This window comes from Rothia sp. HMSC073B08 (assembly GCF_001812975.1).
Classification (GTDB): Bacteria; Actinomycetota; Actinomycetes; order Actinomycetales; family Micrococcaceae; genus Rothia; species Rothia mucilaginosa.
The window spans coordinates 1-22,296 of record NZ_KV811085.1; the positions used below are offsets into that span (position 1 = coordinate 1).

The 22,296-nt window shown below is 62.4% G+C and carries 19 protein-coding genes; 9 read left to right on the plus strand and 10 right to left on the minus strand.

Annotation, left to right across the window (positions count from 1 at the left end; all coding sequences use genetic code 11):
- The first annotated feature begins 45 nt into the window (after positions 1–45).
- From ybaK to HMPREF2884_RS07360, 4 genes are all read left to right on the plus strand, one after another.
- A complete protein-coding gene (gene ybaK, locus HMPREF2884_RS07345; RefSeq protein WP_070616652.1) occupies positions 46–546 on the plus strand; it encodes a Cys-tRNA(Pro) deacylase in 501 nt (166 codons plus the stop codon).
- An 87-nt stretch (positions 547–633) separates the two neighbouring features.
- The gene (msrB, locus tag HMPREF2884_RS07350; protein WP_070616480.1) at positions 634–1,110 is read left to right on the plus strand and encodes a peptide-methionine (R)-S-oxide reductase MsrB; all 477 of its coding nucleotides are present in this window, start codon (positions 634–636) and stop codon (positions 1,108–1,110) included.
- Between the two features lie 217 nt (positions 1,111–1,327).
- Positions 1,328–2,593 (plus strand): HRDC domain-containing protein, encoded by a 1,266-nt coding sequence (locus HMPREF2884_RS07355; protein ID WP_070616482.1) that lies wholly within the window; start codon positions 1,328–1,330, stop codon positions 2,591–2,593.
- A gap of 213 nt (positions 2,594–2,806) precedes the next feature.
- On the plus strand, positions 2,807–3,364 hold the full coding sequence (locus HMPREF2884_RS07360; protein ID WP_070616483.1) for a Rieske (2Fe-2S) protein: 558 nt from the start codon (positions 2,807–2,809) through the stop codon (positions 3,362–3,364).
- 183 nt (positions 3,365–3,547) lie between these two features.
- Here the strand turns inward: HMPREF2884_RS07360 and dxs are convergent, their stop codons facing one another.
- From dxs to HMPREF2884_RS07375, 3 genes are all read right to left on the minus strand, one after another.
- A complete protein-coding gene (dxs, locus tag HMPREF2884_RS07365) occupies positions 3,548–5,620 on the minus strand; it encodes a 1-deoxy-D-xylulose-5-phosphate synthase (RefSeq protein WP_083309682.1) in 2,073 nt (690 codons plus the stop codon).
- A gap of 225 nt (positions 5,621–5,845) precedes the next feature.
- Positions 5,846–7,525 carry a class I SAM-dependent RNA methyltransferase gene (locus tag HMPREF2884_RS07370; RefSeq protein ID WP_070616485.1) on the minus strand — a complete coding sequence of 560 codons (1,680 nt, stop codon included), beginning with the start codon at positions 7,523–7,525 and terminating at the stop codon, positions 5,846–5,848.
- A 222-nt stretch (positions 7,526–7,747) separates the two neighbouring features.
- A complete protein-coding gene (locus HMPREF2884_RS07375; protein WP_070616487.1) occupies positions 7,748–9,883 on the minus strand; it encodes an APC family permease in 2,136 nt (711 codons plus the stop codon).
- Between the two features lie 193 nt (positions 9,884–10,076).
- Here HMPREF2884_RS07375 and HMPREF2884_RS07380 point away from each other — a divergent pair, with 193 nt between their 5' ends.
- Both HMPREF2884_RS07380 and HMPREF2884_RS07385 read left to right on the plus strand, forming a co-directional pair.
- A complete protein-coding gene (locus tag HMPREF2884_RS07380; protein ID WP_070616489.1) occupies positions 10,077–10,943 on the plus strand; it encodes a potassium channel family protein in 867 nt (288 codons plus the stop codon).
- On the plus strand, positions 10,944–11,597 hold the full coding sequence (locus HMPREF2884_RS07385) for a potassium channel family protein (protein ID WP_049337396.1): 654 nt from the start codon (positions 10,944–10,946) through the stop codon (positions 11,595–11,597).
- Positions 11,598–11,729: 132 nt separating this feature from the next.
- Here HMPREF2884_RS07385 and HMPREF2884_RS07390 read toward each other — a convergent pair whose 3' ends face one another.
- From HMPREF2884_RS07390 to HMPREF2884_RS07410, 5 genes are all read right to left on the minus strand, one after another.
- Positions 11,730–12,536: a DUF3159 domain-containing protein gene (locus tag HMPREF2884_RS07390; RefSeq protein WP_070616491.1), complete on the minus strand. Its 807-nt coding sequence runs from the start codon at positions 12,534–12,536 to the stop codon at positions 11,730–11,732.
- Positions 12,526–13,065: a hypothetical protein gene (locus HMPREF2884_RS07395; RefSeq protein WP_005507846.1), complete on the minus strand. Its 540-nt coding sequence runs from the start codon at positions 13,063–13,065 to the stop codon at positions 12,526–12,528. Before HMPREF2884_RS07395 ends, HMPREF2884_RS07390 begins: the two co-directional genes overlap by 11 nt.
- Positions 13,065–13,859: a DUF3710 domain-containing protein gene (locus HMPREF2884_RS07400; RefSeq protein ID WP_070616492.1), complete on the minus strand. Its 795-nt coding sequence runs from the start codon at positions 13,857–13,859 to the stop codon at positions 13,065–13,067. Before HMPREF2884_RS07400 ends, HMPREF2884_RS07395 begins: the two co-directional genes overlap by 1 nt.
- A gap of 77 nt (positions 13,860–13,936) precedes the next feature.
- Positions 13,937–14,383 carry a dUTP diphosphatase gene (dut, locus tag HMPREF2884_RS07405; RefSeq protein WP_070616494.1) on the minus strand — a complete coding sequence of 149 codons (447 nt, stop codon included), beginning with the start codon at positions 14,381–14,383 and terminating at the stop codon, positions 13,937–13,939.
- A gap of 240 nt (positions 14,384–14,623) precedes the next feature.
- On the minus strand, positions 14,624–14,923 hold the full coding sequence (locus HMPREF2884_RS07410; RefSeq protein WP_005506382.1) for a DUF4193 domain-containing protein: 300 nt from the start codon (positions 14,921–14,923) through the stop codon (positions 14,624–14,626).
- A 326-nt stretch (positions 14,924–15,249) separates the two neighbouring features.
- On the opposite strand from HMPREF2884_RS07410, the gene sepH reads away from it, so the two are divergent.
- Positions 15,250–16,425 carry a septation protein SepH gene (gene sepH, locus HMPREF2884_RS07415; RefSeq protein ID WP_180950426.1) on the plus strand — a complete coding sequence of 392 codons (1,176 nt, stop codon included), beginning with the start codon at positions 15,250–15,252 and terminating at the stop codon, positions 16,423–16,425.
- Positions 16,426–16,569: 144 nt separating this feature from the next.
- Here sepH and HMPREF2884_RS07420 read toward each other — a convergent pair whose 3' ends face one another.
- A complete protein-coding gene (locus HMPREF2884_RS07420) occupies positions 16,570–17,850 on the minus strand; it encodes an alkaline phosphatase family protein (protein ID WP_070506588.1) in 1,281 nt (426 codons plus the stop codon).
- Positions 17,851–17,904: 54 nt separating this feature from the next.
- Positions 17,905–18,498, minus strand: coding sequence for a DUF5998 family protein (locus tag HMPREF2884_RS07425; protein WP_005506389.1), 594 nt, complete (start codon positions 18,496–18,498; stop codon positions 17,905–17,907).
- A 286-nt stretch (positions 18,499–18,784) separates the two neighbouring features.
- On the opposite strand from HMPREF2884_RS07425, the gene HMPREF2884_RS07430 reads away from it, so the two are divergent.
- On the plus strand, positions 18,785–21,310 hold the full coding sequence (locus HMPREF2884_RS07430; protein WP_070616498.1) for a DNA gyrase/topoisomerase IV subunit A: 2,526 nt from the start codon (positions 18,785–18,787) through the stop codon (positions 21,308–21,310).
- A 188-nt stretch (positions 21,311–21,498) separates the two neighbouring features.
- Positions 21,499–22,245, plus strand: coding sequence for a sulfite exporter TauE/SafE family protein (locus HMPREF2884_RS07435; RefSeq protein WP_256388081.1), 747 nt, complete (start codon positions 21,499–21,501; stop codon positions 22,243–22,245).
- Positions 22,246–22,296 lie beyond the last annotated feature (51 nt).

A 22,296-nucleotide genomic window follows, 5' to 3' on the forward strand; every position in this document is an offset into this window, starting at 1 on the left:
CCGGTCACCCACACTCAACTCGGAAGAGCCCGTAAAATGGTGTCTATGGCTAAGAAAACTAAAGGTAAGAAGAGCGGCGCAGCAACCGCCGCCGTAGCACTGCTGACCGAGACGAACACCCCCTTCCAGATGCGCGAATACGAGCACGTTGAGGGCGTCACCTCCTTCGGGGAAGAAGCCGCGAAGAACCTCGGTGCTTCCGAGGAGCAGGTGTTCAAGACCCTGCTGATTGTGCACGAGAAGGATTTCGCCGTCGCAATCGTGCCGGTCTCTGGCAAGCTGAACATTAAGGCTGCCGCCGCTGCCCTCGGCTGGAAGAACGCCTCCATGTGCGACCCGAAGGTCGCCGAACGCCGCACCGGCTACGTGGTGGGCGGTATTTCTCCGCTGGGTCAGAAGACCCCCTCCCCCACCCTCCTGGACGAAAGCGCCCAGCTCTTCGATACCATCATGGTGTCCGGAGGCAAGCGTGGACTGGACGTCGAGCTCGCCCCCGACGACCTGCTGAAGCTCACCAACGGAAAGTACGCTGACATCCGCGCTTAGTCCGCGCTCAGCGGGAATAATCCGCCCGGCCGCGGCGTTACATATGCCGTAGGAGCCTGGGCATGAGAGCAAACTGAAGGAGTCATGATGGGCAATTCGCTACCCGGCGTGGGTGCTATCGCCAAGAACTGGCGTGAAGTGCTCAAGCCTGAAGAGTACGCTGTTCTGCGTGAGGGCGGCACCGAGCGCGCGTTCACGGGCGAGTACTGGAACACCCACACGGAGGGTGTGTATTCTTGCCGTGCCTGCGGTACGGAGCTGTTCCGTTCCAATCAGAAGTTCGATTCGCATTGTGGTTGGCCGTCGTTTTTCGCGCCGCTGGCTGAGGACCGTGTGCGTTACCTGGAGGACACGACGTTCGGTATGCGCCGTGTGGAGGTGCGTTGCGCCGCCTGCGATTCGCACCTGGGTCACGTGTTTGAGGGTGAGGGCTACCCGACTCCCACGGATTTGCGGTATTGCATTAATTCGGTGTGTCTGACGCTGGCCCCGGCTGGTGAAGCCGCGCCTGATAAAGCACAGCCTGGTGATACTCCGGTTGACGAGGCGGAATCCGCCGAATAAACCCCGGCGATACCCCCCCCCAGCAGGCACGCAGGTGAACCCCTTATTGTGAGTCTCTCTAAATTCGAGGCTTTAAGCTCGGGCGGGTAGAATGGCGTAGTGCCTTCGCGGGCACGTCACCCCGCCCGGGCTCATGTTTGCTCGGGCGTACGCCTACCCGGGCATTTGGCCCATCGTATGGGCGCGTCGAACCAGGCAGAGGAAAAGGATTGAGTGCATGAGTACCGCAGCTGAACAGAATGCCGCAGGCACCCCTCAGCTGACCCTTAACGGTATCGAAGTTCCGGACGTTGTTCCTCTGGAGACCCCTTCCGCACCGATTCCGACTCTCATCACCACTGAGAGCGGTCTGCGTCGTGCCGCTGAGCAGTTGGCGGCGGCGTCCGGCCCGGTGGCTGTTGATACTGAGCGTGCCCAGGGCATCCGCTACGGTTCGCGTGCTTTTTTGGTGCAGCTTAAGCGTGAAGATCAGCTGTACCTGATTGACCCTGAGGCGTTTAAGGATCTGCGCATTATTAACGATGCTCTGGCGGATGCTGAGTGGGTTATTCACGCCGCAATTCAGGACTTCCCGAGCCTGGACATGCTCGGTATGCGCCCGAACCGTCTGTTTGATACGGAGCTTGGTGCGCGTCTTGCCGGTCTGGAGCGCGTGAACCTGGGTGCGACCGTTGAGGAGCTGCTCGGCTATAAGCTGGCGAAGAAGCACTCGAAGGAAGACTGGTCGCGCCGTCCCCTGCCGGAGTCGTGGCTGAACTATGCGCTGCTGGACGTTGACGTGCTCATTGATTTGCGTGACGCGTTGGAGGATTTGCTCCGCCAGCAGGGTAAGCTGCAGTACGCCCTGGAGGAGTTCGAGTACCTGTGCAAGACCCCGGTGAAAGATCCGACGGATCAGCCGGAGCGTTGGCGTAAGACGAAGGGCCGCACGATGTTGCGTTCGGTCAAGCAGCTGACGGCGCTGCGTAACCTGTGGCTTGAGCGTGACTCGCTGGCGCGTAAGAAGGACGTTGACGCGAAGCGTCTGCTGCCCGACTCTGCGATTGTGGAGGCGGCACGCACCATGCCGCGTAACGTACCCGCTATCATGTCGATTCCTGGTTTTCAGACGCGTGGTTTGCGTCGTGAGGGCCCGCGTTGGGTGCGTGCTATTGCCGCGGCGGCACGCGGTGAGAACGCCGTACCGTTCACTTTGCCGTCGACTGCCCCGCCGCCGTTGAAGGCGTGGGAGTCCAAGCGCCCCGAGAACTTGGCGCTGTTCACCGAGGTTCGTCAGGCAATTGATGAGCTCTCGGAGGAGCTGACCATTCCGGCGCAGAACCTGATTACGACCGATTATGTTCGCCGCCTCTGCTGGGAGCCGCCGGCTCGTTTTGACGAGCAGACCCTGCGGGATGCGCTCGCTGAGTACGGTGCGCGTTCGTGGCAGACGGGTCTGGTTGCCCCTGTGATTGCGCCGATTTTTGCCCGTCACCTGGGGTAGATTTCTCTAACGTTGAATAGATGTGCGTGCCGGTTGGGTGTGTTGCTGAGGCGACCGCCCGACCGGCACTTTGTGTGCCTCGCGGGAGTATGTCTCGGTAGTTTGCCATGGGATTTTGTTTCGTGTGCAAACGTGAACCAAGCTTAGCCTGCTCTCATTCGATTTTTGTCCCCAACCGGCATAGGGTGGAGAGAGTACACGAAAGGAACCACCATGCCCGCACCCAACGGATGCTGCCGCTCTCAGAAGGCATGCGCCTCCCCTGCTACTGAATCTGGCGCTACTGCATCTGCCGCAGTCGAGTCTAATGCCGTCGACGCCGCAGCAGCTACCGCCGAGATTGAATCTTCTGCTCGCGTCTTCTCCCGCCGCGCAACCCTCATCACCGGTGCCGTCGCATCCGGTGCGCTGCTCGCCTCCTGCGCTGAAGGTGACTCCAACGTTACCGCGCCCGAAGGCACCGTTGAGGTGGGTTCCGCCTCCGCAGTGGGCGTGGGCAAGGCGGCACGCCTGACTCACGGCTCCACGACCGTTATCGTCTCCCAGCCGTCCGCGGGTGAGTACAAGGCGTTCAGCACCGTCTGCACCCACCAGGGCTGCCAGGTGCAGGTGCAGGATTCCAACCGCATCGTGTGCCCCTGCCACGGCTCCGAGTACGCCGTAGCTGACGGCTCGGTCGTGCACGGCCCCGCAGAGGAGGCGCTGACCAGCTACCCGGTGCAGGTGAAGGGCGGCAAAATTTTCGTCACCCACACCTCCAAGGATTCCTAAACCGGCGGCTCAGAACCTACGTACGGCAAAACCTCTACACAGCAAGACCTGCGCACAGCAAAGCCCCGCCCATCACAATCGATGGGCGGGGCTTTGTGCTGTCTTATGGTGCCCGCTACTGATGCCTACTATTGCGGCGCGCTACTGAGAGAAGCTTAGGCAGCACATCTCAGGTACGACCGTTTAGCGGGTGTGGCGCGGCTTCTGGCCCTCTTCACGAGCGAACGGCACCTTATCGCCAGCCAGCTGCGCACGCAGGTCCGCGATAATGGTTTCCGCGGTCAGGCCGACCTCTTCCAGAATCTGCTCGCGAGAAGCGTGCGGAATGAACTCCGCCGGAAGACCCAGCTCGCTCAGCGCGGTATCCACGCCAGCCGCACGCATTTCCTGGCGGATGCGCGAACCCACACCACCGGAACGCACGCCGTCCTCAATGGTCACCACAATGCGGTGATCGCGAGCCAGCTCAATGACTGAAGACGGCACCGGCATCACCCAGCGCGGGTCAACCACGGTGGATTGGATACCCTCGGCGGCAAGCACCTTGGACGCTTCCAGAGCCACGCGAGCCATAGCGCCCACAGCAACGAACAGCACGTCACGCTGACCGGTTTCCGGGTGGGGTTCACCGGTGCGTGCCAGCACATCCACACCGTCGCTGCGGCGCTCCAGGGCGGGAATGTCCTCGCCCACGGAGCCCTTCGGGTAGCGAATCACGGTCGGTGCGTCGTTGATAGCTACAGCCTCACGCAGTTCTTCGCGCAGGGTCGCACCATCACGCGGAGCCGCCAGGTGCAGACCCGGAATGAACTGCAGCATCGCCAAATCCCACATGCCGTGGTGGCTTGCACCGTCCGGGCCGGTAATACCGGAGCGGTCCAGCACCACGGTCACGCCCGCCTTATGCAGGGCAACATCCATGAGCAGCTGGTCAAAGCCGCGGTTCAGGAAGGTAGCGTAGAGGGCAACCACCGGGTGCATGCCGCCGTACGCCAGGCCGGCACTCATCGCCACAGCGTGCTGCTCAGCGATACCCACGTCAATAACGCGCTCGGGGTGGCGCTTCTGGAATTCGCGCAGACCCACGGGAATCAGCATCGCGCCGGTAATACCGACGACGTTCTCCTGCTCATCCGCAATATCTGCGATTTCGCGACCAAAGACACCGGTCCACGACTCGGAGGTGCTGGTCGAAACATCCTCACCGGTCAGCGGGTCAATCTGGCCCACCGCGTGGAACTGGTCGTCCTCATTCGCGCGGGCGGGCGCGTAGCCGTGGCCCTTCTCGGTAATGGCGTGCACAATCACCGGGCCGGCGTAGTTCTTCGCCGCGGTCAGTGCGTTCTCCACAGCCTGCTGGTCGTGGCCGTCAATGGGGCCCACGTACTTCATACCCAGGTCTTCAAAAATACCCTTGGGTACGACGACGTCCTTAATGCCCGCCTTCATGCCGTGCAGGCCGCGGTACACCATCTGACCGACGGGGCCGCCACGCTGCAGACCGATGCGCACTGCATCCAGAGCGCTGTCGTAGCGGTGATCGAGGCGCACGCGATCCACCTGCTGCTGCACACCGTGCTTCAGCTCAGAGAGCTGGTTCGCGAAACCGCCAATGGTCGGCGCGTAGGAGCGGCCGTTATCGTTGACCACAATCACGACCTTGCGGGTGCGGTCGGCAGCAATATTGTTCACCGCCTCCCACGCCATGCCTCCGGTCAGCGCACCGTCACCAATGAGGACCACGGTGTAACGGTCATCTTCACCGTTGAGCTTGTGCGCGCGAGAAATACCGTCAGCCCACGAAATCGAGCTGGAGGCGTGCGAAGACGCAATAATGTCGTGCTCAGACTCGCCACGATCCGGGTAGCCCGACAGGCCACCCTTCTGACGCAGAGTCTTAAACGCGTGACGACCAGTCACCAGCTTATGCACATAGGACTGGTGGCCGGTGTCGAAAAGAATATTGTCCTTGGGAGATTCGAAGACACGGTGAATGCCGAGGGTCAGCTCCACAACGCCCAGGTTCGGGCCCAGGTGACCGCCGGTCGCCGACACGTTCGTCACGATGAACTGGCGGATTTCCTTAGAGAGCTCCTCCAGTTGCTCGTAGCTGAGGTTCTGCAGGTCCGCCGGGGACTGAATACCCGGGAGCAACTTGGCAGTGGCACCATTGCCAATGCTGTAGTCGGCGGTGGGTGCGCCACCGGCGGCGCTATTCGGGGTCTCCTCCTGCGGCAATGCGTTTTCAGCGGACATACACCCACACTCCTCAAGGTCGGGGCACGGCTCATTCCGTGCGTTGGTTCTTCAATGATTCTACCGTTTACGGTGCCAAAAAGCAGATTTATGTGCCCGCAGAGCAAGACGCACCGGGTTGAGCGAAAACGGCCTGAAATAACCCCTAGTGGGCAGGCTGGTGAACAGCCCAACCCGCCCAACACGGCGATTATTTGCTTCTTTGTTACGGCTACTAGCTGCGCGCTACTTGGTGCGACGGCGGCGCGGACGAGGCTTCGCCGGGGCACGCTCAAAAAGCGCCACCGACTCCACGTGATGCGTATTCGGGTACATATCAAACGCCCGAAGCTGCACCATGTCCCAACCCAACTCACGCAAAATACCGGTGTCACGACCCAGGGATGCCGGATCGCACGCCACGTACAGAATACGCTTGGGGTCCAGCGCATCCAGGCGTTCCAGGGTGGTTCGGTTCGCGCCCTCACGGGACGGGTCAAGGACCACCGCATCAATAGCGGGGATTTCACCAAACTCAAGGGCGGTCTTCAAATCCACCAGATGGCGTGCCACGTCGCCGCGAATCACCTCAATGCGGGTGTCCGCAGAGTTCTCGGTGCGGGAGCAACCATCCGGCGCGAAGTTCGAGCGCGCATCCTTATGGGTCACCGGGGAGCCCTCAATACTGACCACGGTACCGGTTGCGCCCACGGCGTCCGCGAGCGCGGCGGTGAACAGGCCCGCGCCGGCGTACAGGTCGAGGGTGCATTCGCCTTCCTGCGGGCGGAGCATGGTGAGCATGGTTCCGACCATGGTGGAGGGGGCGGCGCGGTGAATCTGCCAGAAGCCGCCGGCGGATACCTGGTAGCTGAATCGGCGGGAGCCGAAGGTGACTTCTTCGGTGACGGAGCGCAGGCCCGCGCCGAGCAGCTGGTCGCCTTCGGGTACGCGGCGGTAGGGGGTGTGGGAGGAGCCGGGGCGGCGGCGCTTGGGCTTGCCGTTGGAGGTGGACTGCGGGGTGAAGAAGAGCGAGATTTTGCGCTTGGCGAGCAGTCCCCAGGCGTCGGCTGCCTGCTGTTCGATGTCCTTGGCGACCTCTTCGATGGAGAAGCGCGGGTCAACGATGAACTGCAGGAGGACCCTACCGCGGGAGGAGACGGTTGCCTCGACTTCGCGTACGCCGCGCAGGTTCAGTTTCTCAAGCTCTAGGTTGCGCAGTTCGAGTGCGGCGAGGGGAAAGTCTACGACCGGTACGGGCTGGGAGGCGCGGTAGGGGTGCATACCGACGCGCCAGGTGACGGCGGGGCTCTTCTTGCCGACGCTGTTCTTCTGGTCGGTGTTCTTCTGGTTGCCGGGCTCGTCGCTGGGCTCGTTACCGGGCTGGGTGCGGACCTTAGTCACGTTGTAGCGCACGCGGGTACGCCAGGACAGGCCCTCGCTGTTATCGCGCAGAGGCAGCTCTTCAACGATGAGGTTGGTCAGCAGGGGCGATTCGAGGGGCAGACCGCCCAATCGGTTGATTTGGGTGCGGACGATATCGGTCTTGTAGCGTCGCTGCTCAGCCAGGCTGATGTGACCGTATTCCATGCCGCCGAGTAGTTCGGGTACACCGGTTGCTGCGGCGCGTTCCTCGTCGGTTGCGAGCGCATCCGCCTGAATCCAGGGGTGGGGGCGGCGTGCCAGGGAAGGTACGGGTACGGAGACAACATCTGCGAAGTAGAAGCGGCGCTTGGGACCGATGGCGGTGATGCGCACTTCTGCCTGTTCGCCGACGATGCCGTGACGCACGAAGATGACGCCCTGTTCGGTGCGCGCTACGAAGGCGCCGCCGTGTGCGGGTGCCTCACAGGTGACGGTGAGGGTCTGCCCGACGCTGTATCCGTCTACTTTTTTGGAGGCGGCAGGCGTGGTAGCAGGGTGAGTCACAGCATTGTCTCCTAAAGAATCACTTAATGTGAACTATTTTACACCGGATTGTGCTTTTGCTCCGATTCCGACGCCCCGCAGGGGGCACCAAATAGGTTGCAAAGGGCAAAGTCCAGGCGCTATGCGGGGTGCTCAAAGCAAAGTTACGGGGCAATTGACCGGGCTGGGCACCAGGCAAATATTTCTGGGCGCTGGGCAATCATGCTGGGCGCTGGGCGATTATTACGGCTGGCGTTTCTTCTCGCGCGCCACAGCGTCCGCCTCGTGCAGGCGACCGCGGTACACCGCGTGGCGGTTACTCTGAATCAGCTCGCGGCCTCCACCGGCTGAACGAGTAATCTTCGGGGCGACAGCTTCCGTTGGGCCTTCTGCTTCTACCGTTGATTCTTCGCTTTGTAAACGCTGATCAAAAATCTCATCATACACTTCGTCCTCGTGCATCGCCCAGGGCACGGTCGCCGTCATGACGCCAGGCTCGTGCAGAAGCGCCTGCTTGAGGCGGCGCACCGTGCGGCGGTGCAGAATACGCTGCCACCAATGCTCCACCACGAACTCCGGCAGGTACACCACCAAAATATCGCGCGGCGACTTCTTGCGGCGGCGGCGAATATACGAGACGACAGCCTCCACCGTGTCACGGTACGGCGAATCAATCACCGACAGCGGCACCGGAATACCCAGGGCGTACCAGCGTTTCTTCACAACGTCCAGGGCGGCGCGGTCGTTGTTGACCGTCAGCGCCTCAATCGTGGAGGGGCGGCCGGCACGCGCATACGAGAGGGCACGAACCGCCGGGCGGCGCACACGCTCCACGTACACGATGGCGTGCACACGCGAAGGCAGGGCCGCCACATCCGCAACGGATTCGGCGTTCAGGGGGATGTCCAGGGCGGCATCCACCGCATCGTAGTGGCGGCGAGTCACAACCATACCTCCAACCATCAGGGCAATCATTCCAAGGGAGAGCCACGCGCCGGCGGCGAACTTCGTCACCACGATGGTGACCAGCACCGCGGTGGTCACGACCACACCCACCGTAGAGACCGCAATATCGCGTAGCAGGGCGCGGCGCGGCATCTGCGCCAGGGTAATACGCAGCAGGCGCATGCGGTAGCGCACCACCGCCAGCTGCACCAGCATCATGGACAGGCACATGCCCACAATGTACAGCTGAATCAGCGAGTACACGTCCGAACCGAAAATACAGGTGAGGAAAATTGAGAATGCCGACAGCGCCAGCACACCGTTCGCGTACAGGCCGCGTGAATCCACGCTGCGGAAGAATACCGGCAGGTACTGGTAATCAGCAAGCGACGAGGCAATCACCGGGAAGCCCGTAAACGCCGTCAGCGAGGCAATAATCAGCACGCCCACCGTCGCAAAAACCAGCAGCTGCGCGAAGAACGGTGCACCCTGGTAAATCGCCAAAGCCACCTGGTACAGCGCCGGCTTCTGGTGGAAATACTCCCCCGGTGTGTGCCCGTCAATGAACAAGAAACGGGTCGTATCGTGCACCATGTGCACGCGGGTTGCCGCCGCAAAACCGAGCAGGCTCACCAGCAGGACCGAGGTGATCAGGCCCATCAGCATCATGGTGACCGCCGCGTTATATTTCTTCGGGCGGCGGAAATACTTCACCGAATTAGAGATCGTGGAAACACCCGAGAACGCCACCAGGCCGGCAGAGAACGAACGCGCCAGAAGTAGCACCAGCGCCAGGCCCTCCAGCGAATGGGTCTCCAGCTCAGGGGCAATCACGTAGGTCGCCGATTCAGCCAGCGGCAGCGTACCCGTGGCGGCACGAACCCAACCCACAATGAGGGTGACCCCCAACAGCGCCAAGAAAACATACAGCGGCCAGTATGCGATTTTTCCCAGCAACTGCACGCCACGCAACGCAAACAGCGTCAGGGCAACAATGAGCAGCACCGCAATGAGGGTGCGCCAATCCTGAATCTGCGGGTACAGCGCCACCAAAAATGAGGACGCCGAAGACATAGACACCGCCACCGTGAGCATATAGTCCATCAGCGAGGATGCACCCATCACGATTGAGGGCAACGCACCCAGTTTGCGGTGCACCAGCTGAATATCGCCCTCGGAAGCAATCTGGTTGATGTTGTACCGGTACGTGCCAATCACCAGCAGACCGACCATCGCCACACCCAAACCAATCCAGGGTGAAAAAGCGAGCGCAGAGGCACCCGCGGCGGCAAGAGTCAGGATCATCTGGTCGGCTGCGTAGGCGACCGAAGAGATGCCGTCGGCACCGAAAAGAGGCAGGGCGTAGCGCTTCGGCAGCGCGACTGCCGAAAGATTTCGCGTGCTGACCGGCTGACCGGTCAGGGCGATGCGCATCCTATCCCAACGATTCCTCACGCTGTTAAGGCTATCGGTCGCGGCTTCAAAGCTCAATTTTATTCAGCCGAATAGTGGGCATTGCGAGCGGAATATCACGGAGCATCGGCGTGGAGGCTCACCCGCCCATTACACTGGTAGAGGTAGGCGGTAACGCTTTATCACCGTAAAACATCAACACTCGGAGGGATGTATGCCTCACTTCGTCATTATGGGTGCCGGACGCGTGGGCGTCATGCTGGCGCGCACTCTGGAAGCTTCAGGGCATACGGTCGCCGTCATTGACCAGGACGAACGTGCTTTCCAGCCGCTGCGTAAAGGCTTTGAGGGCCGCCTGGTGACCGGTGTCGGTTTTGATGAGGACACCCTCAACCGTGCCGGCATTACCGAGGCGTACGCTTTTGCCGCCGTCTCTTCGGGCGATAACTCGAATATTATTGCCGCCCGTGTGGCACGCGAAATGTTCAAGGTGAAGAACGTTGTGGCGCGTGTGTACGACCCGAACCGCGCCGAATTCTTCCAGCGCATGGGGATTCCCACGGTCGCTTCGGTGCGTTGGTCCACCGACCAGGTGCTGCGCCGCCTGCTGCCCGAGCAGGCGCTCAAGGGCGACTTCCGTGAACCCTCGGGCCGCCTCATGCTCACCGAGATTCCGCTCGACGACGGTTGGGCGGGTCACGCCCTGACCAGTATCGAACGTGCCGCCGGGGTGCGCATCGCCTACATCACCCGCTTTGGTGAGGGCATGCTCCCCCGCCCCGATTCCGCCTACCAGCAGGGCGATAGCGTGCACGTCATGATGCGCACCGACGACGTTGCGGACGTAACCCGTATTCTCTCCCGCCCGCCGCGCGTTGAAGACGAAGAAGTGGAGGCGAACTACGCCCCCGCCTCGGGCCACCGCAAGCACCCCCACGCCCCGAAGAAACCCGCCGAGCAGGCGCACAACGACGGCCCCGTTATCGAGCATGAATTCCACCTCGGTGACACTCCCCCGGAGCTGCCCGACCCCCTCGAGCTCATCGGCCGCCATCGTGATTCCTCGAAAGGTGAGAAGTAAGTGAAGGTCCTCATTGTTGGTGCCGGCTCCGTGGGCGCCTCCATCGCTAAAGAGCTCATGATGAACGGCCACGACGTGACCATCATCGACTCCAAGCCCGAAGTCAAGAAGCGCGCCGATCTGCCCGGCGTGCGCTGGCATATTGGTGACGCCTGCGAACTGTCCGTGCTGCGCCAGGTGCACCCGAACAAGGCGGACGTGGTCGTTGCCGCAACCGGTGACGACAAGGCAAACCTGATGGTCTCCCTGCTGGTGCGCAGTGAGTTTGGTGTGCCGCGCACCGTGGCGCGCGTGAACAACCCGCGTAATGAGTGGCTCTTTGACGACTCCTGGGGCGTGGACGTTGCCGTGTCCACCCCGCGTCTGATGACCGCCCTCGTCGAGGAAGCCGTGGAAGTCGGCGACGTGGTGCGCCTGCTGACCCTGCAGGCTGGCGGCGCAACCCTCGCCGAGTACACCGTGCCGGATGACCACCCCGTCATCGGTTACCGCGTGGACCACGTGCAGTGGCCCGCCGATACGGTGCTCACCGCAATTCTGCGTGACGGCGCGCCAATCCCGCCCAGTTCCGACGTGGCGATTGAGGGCGGCGACGAGCTGTTCTTCATCACGACCATTGCCGGTGAGGACCAGATTCGCGCACTGTTCGCCTAAGCGTTTATGCGCAAGCTTTTGCATAGCGTTTATACATAAGTTTTGAGGAGGCGAAAGCCCCGGTCACCCATACGGGTACCAGGGCTTTCGCTTACTTTTATGAAGCTATTTCACGAAGTCGCGGACTGTGATTTAGCGGTTCTTGGAGCTTTCAGAATCTCCGGGCACCTCAGTTTCTTCAGCATCCAGCGCCTCGGGGTCCTCGCTCACCGGCGCCTCCTCGGGAGCCGACACACGCCACGCCAGCCACACGCCCAAAGCGTACAGCGGCAGACCCATAATCAGGCGGGTCGCGCCCAGCGCTTCCACATTATCCGCAAAATACAGGGGCACCTGCACGGCAAGGCGCAGCAGCATCAGCACGGTAATAATCCAGGTGGCCAGCATGTACTGGCGCAGGCGTACCGGGTTCTGGCGCCAGCTCAGCGCCTCACCGCGAATGACCGCGAAAATCAGACCCATCAGCGGCCAACGCACCAGCATCGACAGCAGATACGCCAGGATGTACACGCCGTTCGTCCAGAAGCCCACCACAAAGTAGTCGCTCGCATTACCGGTACGGTACGCGGCAAACGCACAAATCGCCACGCCCACCAGACCGGTCAGCGCACTCACCAGCTTAGAGCCCTGCACCAGACGAATCAGCGTGAACACGCCCGCCGCAGCCAGCGCCGCAATCAGGGACAGGTTCAGTTCCTTCGTCACGGTGAACAACACCAGGAACGCCACAGCGGGCAGGGAGGATTCCACCAGGCCGCGCCAGCCGCCGATAGCGTGCAGAATATCCACATCGCCGTTGGCGGTGCGGCGCATATTCGCACCCATGGAGGCGCTCAGGCTCTGCGCCAGCTGATTTTCCTCCCGCGCCGGGTCAGCAGCCGGGTTAGTTGCGGGGTTAGCGTTCGGATCGGGCTGGGTCGAAGACTGCTCAGCGCTCATGTTTTCCCTTCTCAGCAAAGAATTGCGGCACGATCTCATAGCGCGGGTTATAAATCACCGGCTGATGAGCTCTCACCGACACCACACCGGAACAGCGCAACAACGCACCGGCAAGCACGCCGGGCACCATCTGCTGCCCCTGCCACTTCAGCAGCACCCTATCCCCCGGGTTGAACGGCGCATACGGCGGGAAAGACACCTCGTGAGGCTCCTGCACCGCCACGGTCGCCAAAGACGCCGTGTTCAGATGGTGCTGCTTCTCGGGGTCCTCGGATTCCTCCTCGAAATCCTCACCGGGCGGCTCCACAATCGGCATACCAATCAGCGCCAGCGGACTCGACCACTGCAGGGGCTTCGACTTAGCCACCACCAGCTCGGCACGGTACATCGGCTTATCCTGCAGCGCAGGCAGCCATACCTGCTCCACGCGTCCGGCAAGGCGTACGCGAAAGCGCTCGGGGTACCCGGGAGCAAGAATCTGCTCCTCAGGAACCGCGAGCGCACTCGGGTAGTTCGAGAACTCAGGCATTAGCCAATCTCGGTAATCTCAGGGCCGCGGCGAGGCATCGGGCGCAGCTTGCTGTGCTCGTTCTCGGTCTCTTCCTCCACGGCGGGCTCTTCCTCAGCCGCAACGACCAGGTCGGCGGGCAGAGTCATGGGCAGCAGCTCGCGCGGCGGGCGCGGGTCGTCGCCACGGTCCACCACGACAGTGCGGAAGACTTCCTCCACGGAGGCGGCAGCCTTATCGTCACCGAGCACAGCCGCGCCGGAGATGACGCCGCGCAGGAACCAGCGGGGGCCGTCCACACCCACGAAACGGGCGATACGCTCACCGGGCTGACCGTCCGGGGTGACGGCGGGCAGGCGGGTCAGCATCTCGGCGCCGAATACGCCGGCGTAGATTTCGACGATGCCGCCCTGGGAGGCGACGGACTCGGTCAGGTCGTGACGGATGTCGTCCCAGATGCCGGTGGTGCGCGGTGCGGCGAATGCCTGCACCTGCAGGGTCGCGCCGTCGCGGGTGATGGTTGCGGCGATAACCGCGCCGGTTGCGTCGTCAGTTTCGAGGCGCAGGTTCATGCCGTCGAGCAGCTTGATGCGCAGCGCACCCAGGTCGACGTAGTCTTCGAGGTCTTCGGCGGTGACTTCTTCAATGTCGTGCGGGCCGTTGACGCGGTCGTACTTGATGACCTCGGGAGAGTTCTCCTCTTCCTTCAGCTCCTCAACCTCGACGTTGGTCTCCTCAATCTCTTCGGCGACAGCCTTGTCGATGGCGGCCTTTTCAGCCTCCTCGGCGTGCTTCTTCTTACCAAATCCGAACATGGTATTCCTACTTTCACCGCACGCAGGGTGCGGGGGTTTCTTCTCTTCTCTCGTGCGACAATCGCGGTGAGAGCAGACTAGTGGATTCCGCTGGAGCCGAAGCCGCTGGAGCCGCGTTCGGTCTGATCCAGTTCGTCCACAATGGTAAAGGTTGCGTGCTCGTACTTCTGAATGACCAGCTGAGCGATGCGGTCGCCGCGCTGCACGTGGAAGGACTTGGTCTTGTCAGTGTTGAGCAGGGTGACCATCAGCTCGCCGCGGTAGCCGGAATCAACGGTGCCGGGTGCGTTCACAATGGTGATACCGTTCTTGGTTGCCAGGCCGGAGCGCGGGTGCACCAGACCAACGTAGCCTTCGGGCAGGGCGATTGCCACGCCGGTGGGGACGAGGGCGCGTTCGCCCGGTTCCAGTTCGAAGTCGATGCGGGAGCGCAGGTCAGCGCCGGCGTCGCCGGGCTTTGCGTAGGCGGGTGCGGGCAACTCGGGGTCGAGCAGCTTAATGTGGACGTTTACGGGGGTCATCATGGTCAATACTCTAACCTTTCGCGGGTGTCTGTGCCATCACCTCGCGCTGTGTTGAGACTCTACTGCGGGGTGTTTTCGTTGCGTGTTCGCGTTCAGCACGTGCGGCGGCGTGCCGTGTTGGGTGCGACGCGGCGCTGTTCTTGCGTGCGCGGCTTTCACATACTCAACGGGGCGGGTGCACTCGGCACTCGCCCCGTCATGAGGTGTATGTCGGGTGGGTGTTAGCCCTTCCCTAAAGTTTTAGCCCTCGCACTCGATGCAGTAGGACAGGCCGCCCTCTTCGCGTGCAATCTGCGAGCGGTGGCGCACCAGGAAGCAGGATGCGCAGGTGAACTCGTCGTCCTGAGCGGGCAGAACAACAACGTTCAGCTCCTCGTTGGAGAGGTCAGCACCGGGCAGCTCGAAGCTTTCTGCTGCGCTGTTCTCGTCTTCGTCCACCGCACCGGACTGCATCTCGGAACGGCGGGCGTTCAGCTCCTCGTAGGACTCTTCGTTCTGCTCTTCGTCCTGCTTGCGAGGTGCATCGTAATCAGTTGCCAAACTTTCACGCTCCGTTGGTTCTGTGGCTGTGTGTTGGACTAGGCCACGCTGGTTTATTGAGTGCTCTAGGTGCCGCTGGTGTGTAATTAACCCCGACGGCATGCCAGGTATTGTTCACCATTGGCACCCTATTTGTCTAATCCTGGGTAGGCTTTGGACTGTTTAGGCGTCACATTCTAGCTTTTTCGGTGCGAAAAGTACATCTTTTTTTGGTGAAAATCCCGCCTCCGCTACTGATTTACCGCGCTTTCACGGTACCCTGGTAGGTAGTTTGCGTTCCGTGCAACACATTCACGAACGCGTCCGGTTCACCTATGGAGGTTCTCATGCTTGAACTGCGTCTGATTGGCGTTCACGATGACGGCGAAAATCTGGTGCTTGAGTCTGCTGACGGCACCCGCTTCTTGCTGCCGATTGACGCGAACCTGCGCACGAGCATCACCAAGGCTCGCCGTATTCAGCCCGCCCGCGGTCTGGGTGCTAAGGGCACCTACGGTCCGCGCGATATTCAGACCCGTTTCCGTCAGGGTGCCTCCGTTGAGGAAATCGCTGAAGAGTCCGGTTGGGAGCCGGAGCGCGTGCGCCGCTACGAGTGGCCGATCGTTGCTGAGCGTGCCCACATTATTCGTGCCGCTCAGAGCGTGAAGATTGGTCGCCGCAGCTCCGCTTCGGGTACCGCACAGATTCCCGTGACCCTGAGCGCCCGCATTGAGGAAGTCTCCGAGCGTTACGGTTTTGAGGACGCAACCCAGGACTGGACCACCCGCCAGCAGGAGAACGGCCAGTGGCGCGTTGAGGTTGATATTGCGCTGAAGGATTCAGTACGTCAGAACCTGCCCGCGCAGGTCGTCTTCCCCGCACGCTGGGTGTACAACCCGGCGAACCAGGGCCTGTACGCGTCGAATGAGGCGGCGTACTTCCTGATGGGCAACAGTGAGGACGCTGTTGCCGCCGCCGCAAAGAAGGCTCCCGTGGAGGTTCCTCCCGCCCGACTGCCGAAGGCACCCGAGCCCGCACCGGCACCCCTTACTTCCTCTGAGAGCGCCGATGAGCGTAAGCTCAAGGAGCTTTTGGAGCGCGCCCGCTCGGTGCGCCCGGCGCAGGTTGAAGAGCCCGAGGTGTTCGTACACCGCGAGTCCGCTGAGCCTGTAGCACCGGCTGCGCCCGCGGCACCTGTTGCACCTGGTGTGTCTGCGCCGGTAGAACCTGCGGCTCCTGCTGCACCCGAGCCCACCGCAGAAACCACCCTCGAAACCACCGACCCGCTGGCTGTGGATTCGGAAGCACCCGTTGAATCCGTTCCGGTCGAGTCCTTCGCCCTGCCGGCACCCGTCGAGGACGCACCCGCTGCTGAGGCGCCCGCAGCTGAAGCACAGCCTGAGCCCGCAGCTGAGGTACCGGCTGAGCCCGCCTCCGCGGCCGAGAAGCCCAAGTCTTCCTCGAAGAAGCAGCGCGTGAGCGTTCCCGCCTGGGACGACATCATCTTCGGCGGCCGCAAGTAAGCGAGCACCCTCGCGCCCGTCCGATTAAGGGCATCTAGACGAGGGCTTTAGTCAAGGGCCTCTAGACATACGAAAACCGCTGGTTATTCACCCGAATAACCAGCGGTTTTCGTTTATCCTCCAGCGTTTTAGAAGACTAGTACTTTAGAAAGTCTTGAGCATGCGCAACGGCACCAGACGCTCAGCGTCCGTCAGCGAACCGTGCTGACCAACCATGTGCAGGGCACGCTCCTGATAGTGGCGCATATCGTACAGCGCCCAATCGTCGCGAGCGCACACCATCAGGTCGCCAATGCGGCCGCGCGCCGCATCCGTGATGACCGGGCCGAAGTAGCCGGCGCGCATCAGCTCGCGAGAGTCAATCACCCAGGCGCGCTCGCCCCAGTACTGCGCCCAACGCTGAGCGGTGGCGGTACGTGCCGCCTCCGAGGTGTCTTCCAGGTACAGGTGCACGGCGCGCGGTTCACCGGCGGTCATGGCGATATTGCGGGTCAGCTCCTCCACGCCCGAGTAGTCGATGCGCTGGTGCTCGGGCACGTTCACCATGCCGTGATCGGCGGTCACGAAGAGTGCCGCCCACGCCGGGGCGCGCTCCGCCAGACGCTTCAGCGCCGAGTTCAGTTCCTCCAGCTGCTGTAGCCATTCGTCGCTACCCACGCCGTAGCGGTGGCCCGCCGCGTCAATCTCGCCCCAGTACAGGTACACGGTGGTGGGGGTGCGGCTGGAGAGCGCCTCCAGGGCGTAGGTGACGCGGGCGTTATAGCCGACAGCATCCACGAAGTCGCCGCCACGCAGCGCCGCCTCCGTCAGACCGGTACCGCGGTACTTACCCAGCGAAATGGTGAGCACGCGGCGGTTCGTATGGTGGCGTTCCAGCACGGTCGGCAGCGGCTGCCAGGCGTGCGGGTCCACCGACTGATCCCAGCCGGACAGGTGGTTCATGACCGAGCCCGCTCCCCCATTACCTGCCGGGTTGCGCACCTCATAGCCGGCAATGCCGTGCGCGCCGGGTGCCGTGCCGGTACCCAGCGAGGTCAGGGAGGCGGCAGTCGTAGTGGGGAACGCGGCGTCCAGCGGGCCCAGGTTCAGGGTCTTACGCAGGGCGGGCGCGTAGCCACCGTAGCTGTTGAGCAGCTGCTCGCCCAGGCCGTCCACCATGATCACGCAGGCGTGACGGAACGACACCGGGTCAACATCCTGCTCCGCGAGGCGGCCGGCAAGGTTCAGCGGGTCGGCAACAGCGTGGAACGCCGGGTCGGAATCTAGCGCGTGCGCGGGGCGCGCCAGGCTTCGCTGAGCCACCAGAGAGGAGGCGGACTCCAGCACATCGGCGATGCTATTGCTACCGTAGGCGGGCGCGGGAGGCAACGGCGCGCCCAGAACATCGTGCAGAGTGGGCTGTTCGGTGCGGGACGGGGCCGTCATAAGTTCCTCTCGGGTGTCTTAGGGGTGTAGCGAGCGCCGTTGGGGCGCTGGTTTTTATCGGCGGGTTGCGTACATGCGGGCACGGTGCAGAGCACGCGCAAAATGCTGCGCACGCTGAACCGACTCAGGACCGTCAGCGGTCGCAGAAACACGCACCGCAATGTCCTCGCGGCGCGCATCGCCGGTGAAGCCGTGGTCGGCGTTGCACTGCGGATCCTGGCAGCCAGCAGGAGCCAGCTCCATGTGCAGCGAACCGGTCCAAGCAATCTGGAAGGAAATCTCAGTCGGGGCGGTGCTACCGGCGTTGTACGCCTGCGGCTGGCTGAAACCGTAGCTGATGGTGACCGCGTTCAGGGCGCTCAGGTGCACCGCCTCCACGCTCACATGCGCCACGGTGCCCTGCGCGTCACCTTCAAGGTGCTGGTCGTCCAGGTGCGCAAAGATGACGTGCTCACCGCAGAGCACCATCACGGTGATGTGGCGGTGAAAATCATCGCGGGAGAAGTGGGTTTCATGCTGTACGAAGTGCGCGTCCGGGTTCATGCCCGCCAGCGCGTCATCCACCACTTCCAGCACGAGGTCGGGGTAGAAACCGGCATGCTTAATATCTGCGACCAGTTGCTCGCGTTCGGGGGTGGTGGCGTACATCGTACCTCTTTCGTGCGGTGCCCTCATGAGGCGACGTCGGTCGGCGCACACGATGAAGGCGGTTAGGTATTACTCCCCTCTACCTTAGAGGGTTCCAGCCGGGCTGTGCTACTTGACCACGCTAATACAGGCTCATATGACGGTGTGCAATCCCCCGGTATGCTTCGGTTACTGCCCCGCAACCGCCTTGGCGCACCCCACAGATGACGCCGACCAACCAGCCCGTCTCATCCGCTACCACCCGCTAAAATAAGAGGAGCGAAAACACACCGACACGAGGAGATATATGGCTCGCCGATCCAAATCCGCCGTCAGCGACTACCCGGTGGATGTGGTAGAGAATATCGTCGACATCGACGTATCCGCCGAGATGGAAACCAGCTTCCTGGAATACTCCTACTCGGTGATTTATTCGCGCGCCCTCCCCGACGCCCGCGACGGCCTCAAGCCCGTGCAGCGCCGCATCCTCTACATGATGCACCAGATGGGTCTGCGCCCCGACAAGGGCCACGTCAAGAGCGCCCGCGTGACCGGCGAGGTCATGGGTAAGCTCCACCCGCACGGCGACGCCGCCATCTACGACGCGATGGTGCGCCTCGCCCAGCCCTTCGCGCTGCGCCTGCCCCTCGTTGACGGTCACGGTAACTTCGGCTCCCTCGATGACGGTCCGGCAGCCGCCCGATACACCGAAGCACGCATGGCACCCGCCGCGCAGGCACTCACCGCCGACCTCGAAGAAGACGTGGTTGACTTCGTACCGAACTACGACAACCAGTTCATGCAGCCCTCCGTGCTACCCGCAGCGTTCCCGAACCTGCTCGTCAACGGCACCACCGGCATCGCGGTCGGTATGGCAACCAACATGGCGCCGCACAACCTGCGCGAGGTCATCGCCGGTACCCGCCACCTCATCGCCCACCCCGAGGCGAGCCTCAAAGACATCATGAAGTTCATCCCCGGCCCCGACCTGCCCACCGGCGGCACCATCGTGGGTCTGGGAGGCATCCGTGACGCCTACGAAACCGGCCGCGGCACCTTCAAAACCCGCGCGAAGGTCTCCATCGAGCAGGTCAGCCCCCGCAAGCAGGGCATCGTTGTGACCGAACTGCCGTACATGGTCGGCCCCGAAAAGGTCATCGAAAAGATCAAGGACGGCGTCAGCTCCAAGAAGCTCACCGGTATCTCCGACGTGGTCGACCTGACCGACCGCACCAACGGTCTGCGCCTCGTCATCGAAATCAAGAACGGCTTTAACCCGGAGGCGGTGCTCGCCGCCCTCTACAAGCACACTCCGCTTGAGGACTCCTTCGGTATCAATAACGTGGCGCTCGTGGACGGTCAGCCGCAGACCCTTGGCCTGCTCGACCTGATGCGCGTGTACATTGACCACCGCCTGAACGTGGTCCGCCGCCGCACCGAATTCCGCCTGGGCAAGCGCACCGACCGCCTGCACCTGGTGGAGGGCCTGCTCGTGGCGATCCTCGACATTGACGAGGTCATCCAGATCATTCGTGAATCTGACGAGACCGCTCAGGCACGCGAAAAGCTGAAGGCCGTCTTCGACCTGACCGACACCCAGGCGAACCATATCCTGGAGCTGCGCCTGCGCCAGCTCACCAAGTACTCCCGCCTGGAACTCGAGGCAGAACGCGACACCCTGCAGCAGGAAATTGCGGAATTGCAGCGTATCCTCGGCTCCGATGCGGCACTGCGCGAACTGGTCTCCGACGAGCTCGCCGAAGTTGCCGAACGCTACGGCACCGACCGCCGCACCCAGCTCAAAACCAAGGACGACATGCAGGTCGCCATTGAGGCAGTCACCGCGCAGTCCAAGGCGAAGAAGAGCCTGGGCCTCGCCCTCGAAATCGCGGATGATCCCTGCTGGGTGCTACTTTCGGCATCCGGCATGATGGGACGTACCCCCGGCAAGCCCATCCGCGAGGCGCTCGTGGATCCCGGCAAGCGTTTCAAGCACGACGTGTTCACCTCGATTGTGCCGACCACCGCGCGCGGCGAGATCGGTGCCGTGACCTCCGCAGGACGCATGGTGCGTCTGTCCGTCATGGACATTGCGGTGCTGGACGAGAACGGCGGCACCCCCTCCATGACGTCTGCTGTGAAGGCAGCCGAGCTGGTTCAGCTCGCCAAGGGTGAGAAGCTGGTCGCCCTCGTACCGCTGAACACGGTGCTGGCGCTAGCAACTGCGGGAGGCGTAATCAAGCGCCTCAACCCGGATTACCCGCTGAACCAGACCGAGTGGGACATCATGAAGCTCAAGGACGGCGACGAAATCGTAGCCGCCGCCCCCTGCCCCACCGACGATGCGGTGCTCACCTTCGTCACTCGCGATGCGAAGTTGCTGACCTTCGACGCGGCAAAGGTCCGCCCGCAGGGACGCACCGGCGGCGGTATCGCAGGCATCAAGCTTGCCGACGGCGATCGCCTCATCGCCCTGGGTGTGACCGCGCCCGGCGACGCGGCGGAGGTCGTGACCGTCACCAACGGCAAGGATGGCCTGGCGAGCGCCAAGGTCACCGCGCTGAGCGAGTACCCGCAGAAGGGCCGCGCGACCGGCGGTGTGCGTGCGCACCGATTCCTCACCGGTGAGAGCCAGCTGGCTCTGGCGTGGGTGGGCGTGGGCCCGGCGAAGGCGGCGTCCTCCGGCGGTGTGGCTCGTTCCCTGCCGACCGAGCACGGTGCCCGTGACGGTTCCGGTGTGATGCTCACTCAGAGCATCGGCATTGTGGGCCCGAACTATGCGGCTGTTTCTGCTGCGCTGGCGGTTAGCCCGGAGGGTGAAAAGCTCTTCTAGGCGCGCCGTTCACGGCCTTTTGACCTTAGGTTGCTAACGAAGCCGGGGGTGAAGACACGTTGTGTGTGTCTTCACCCCCGGCTTTTATGTGGTGTACCTTAAGTAACACAGCACACATTTTTTGACGCATTATTCCTAGAGGATTTGTCGTGCTTGATTTACTGTCCGTCACACCAGAGTTATTTATCGTGCTCCTGCTCGCCGCCTTCTGCGCGGGATGCATCGACTCTGTCGTGGGCGGAGGCGGCATGATCCAGCTCCCCGCCCTACTCATGGCGCCCGGATTCTCCCCCGTCGCCGCCCTGAGCACCAATAAAGTTGCCAGTTCCATGGGCACTTTGACGAGCGCCTCAACCTATATTCGCTCGCTCAAAATCCCGTGGAAAATCCTGCTCCCCGTAGCGTTCGTGGCGTTCTGCGCCTCCGCCGCCGGCGCGTACTGCGCCACGATCCTGCCAGCACATATTTTCCGCCCTGCCATTGTGGTGGTTCTAGCCGCTATCCTCGTCTTCTCAGTGCTACAACCGCGCATACCTCGCGGGCAGCCTCGCGTGCTCGCAACCTCATCGTTCCTAGTGCGCGGCTTTGCGCTGGGTCTGATTCTGGGCGGCTACGACGGCATCCTCGGGGCTGGCACCGGCGCGATGATGCTCGTCGCCCTGCAGATAGCCATGGGCTACGATATGCTCCACGCAACCGCAGCCGCCAAGGTTCTCAACACCGCCACCAACCTCGGCGCGCTCCTCTATTTCATTCCGCTAGGCTCGATTCACTGGTTCCTCGGAATTGCCATGGGATGGGCCAACATGGCGGGAAGCTGGGTTGGTGCCCGCACCGCAATTCACCTGGGTGAACGATTCATTCGCCACGTGCTCGTTATCGTTATGACCCTCATGCTGCTGCGATTGAGCGCGCAGATACTCGGCTGGGTTTAGCTCCCTCCTCCGAACCTATTCGCGCGGAGATATAAACACTCAGAACTATCT

What these genes read in the sequence shown, in the direction of transcription:
- ybaK (WP_070616652.1), top strand. Translation starts at nt 46, where the DNA reads ATGGCTAAGAAAACTAAAGGTAAGAAGAGCGGCGCAGCAACCGCCGCC.
- sepH (WP_180950426.1), top strand. Translation starts at nt 15,250, where the DNA reads ATGCTTGAACTGCGTCTGATTGGCGTTCACGATGACGGCGAAAATCTG.
- msrB (WP_070616480.1), top strand. Translation starts at nt 634, where the DNA reads ATGGGCAATTCGCTACCCGGCGTGGGTGCTATCGCCAAGAACTGGCGT.
- HMPREF2884_RS07425 (WP_005506389.1), bottom strand. Translation starts at nt 18,498, where the DNA reads ATGTACGCCACCACCCCCGAACGCGAGCAACTGGTCGCAGATATTAAG.
- HMPREF2884_RS07375 (WP_070616487.1), bottom strand. Translation starts at nt 9,883, where the DNA reads ATGCGCATCGCCCTGACCGGTCAGCCGGTCAGCACGCGAAATCTTTCG.
- dxs (WP_083309682.1), bottom strand. Translation starts at nt 5,620, where the DNA reads ATGTCCGCTGAAAACGCATTGCCGCAGGAGGAGACCCCGAATAGCGCC.
- HMPREF2884_RS07430 (WP_070616498.1), top strand. Translation starts at nt 18,785, where the DNA reads ATGGCTCGCCGATCCAAATCCGCCGTCAGCGACTACCCGGTGGATGTG.
- HMPREF2884_RS07420 (WP_070506588.1), bottom strand. Translation starts at nt 17,850, where the DNA reads ATGACGGCCCCGTCCCGCACCGAACAGCCCACTCTGCACGATGTTCTG.
- HMPREF2884_RS07380 (WP_070616489.1), top strand. Translation starts at nt 10,077, where the DNA reads ATGCCTCACTTCGTCATTATGGGTGCCGGACGCGTGGGCGTCATGCTG.
- HMPREF2884_RS07400 (WP_070616492.1), bottom strand. Translation starts at nt 13,859, where the DNA reads ATGTTCGGATTTGGTAAGAAGAAGCACGCCGAGGAGGCTGAAAAGGCC.
- HMPREF2884_RS07390 (WP_070616491.1), bottom strand. Translation starts at nt 12,536, where the DNA reads ATGAGCGCTGAGCAGTCTTCGACCCAGCCCGATCCGAACGCTAACCCC.
- HMPREF2884_RS07360 (WP_070616483.1), top strand. Translation starts at nt 2,807, where the DNA reads ATGCCCGCACCCAACGGATGCTGCCGCTCTCAGAAGGCATGCGCCTCC.
- HMPREF2884_RS07355 (WP_070616482.1), top strand. Translation starts at nt 1,328, where the DNA reads ATGAGTACCGCAGCTGAACAGAATGCCGCAGGCACCCCTCAGCTGACC.
- dut (WP_070616494.1), bottom strand. Translation starts at nt 14,383, where the DNA reads ATGATGACCCCCGTAAACGTCCACATTAAGCTGCTCGACCCCGAGTTG.
- HMPREF2884_RS07395 (WP_005507846.1), bottom strand. Translation starts at nt 13,065, where the DNA reads ATGCCTGAGTTCTCGAACTACCCGAGTGCGCTCGCGGTTCCTGAGGAG.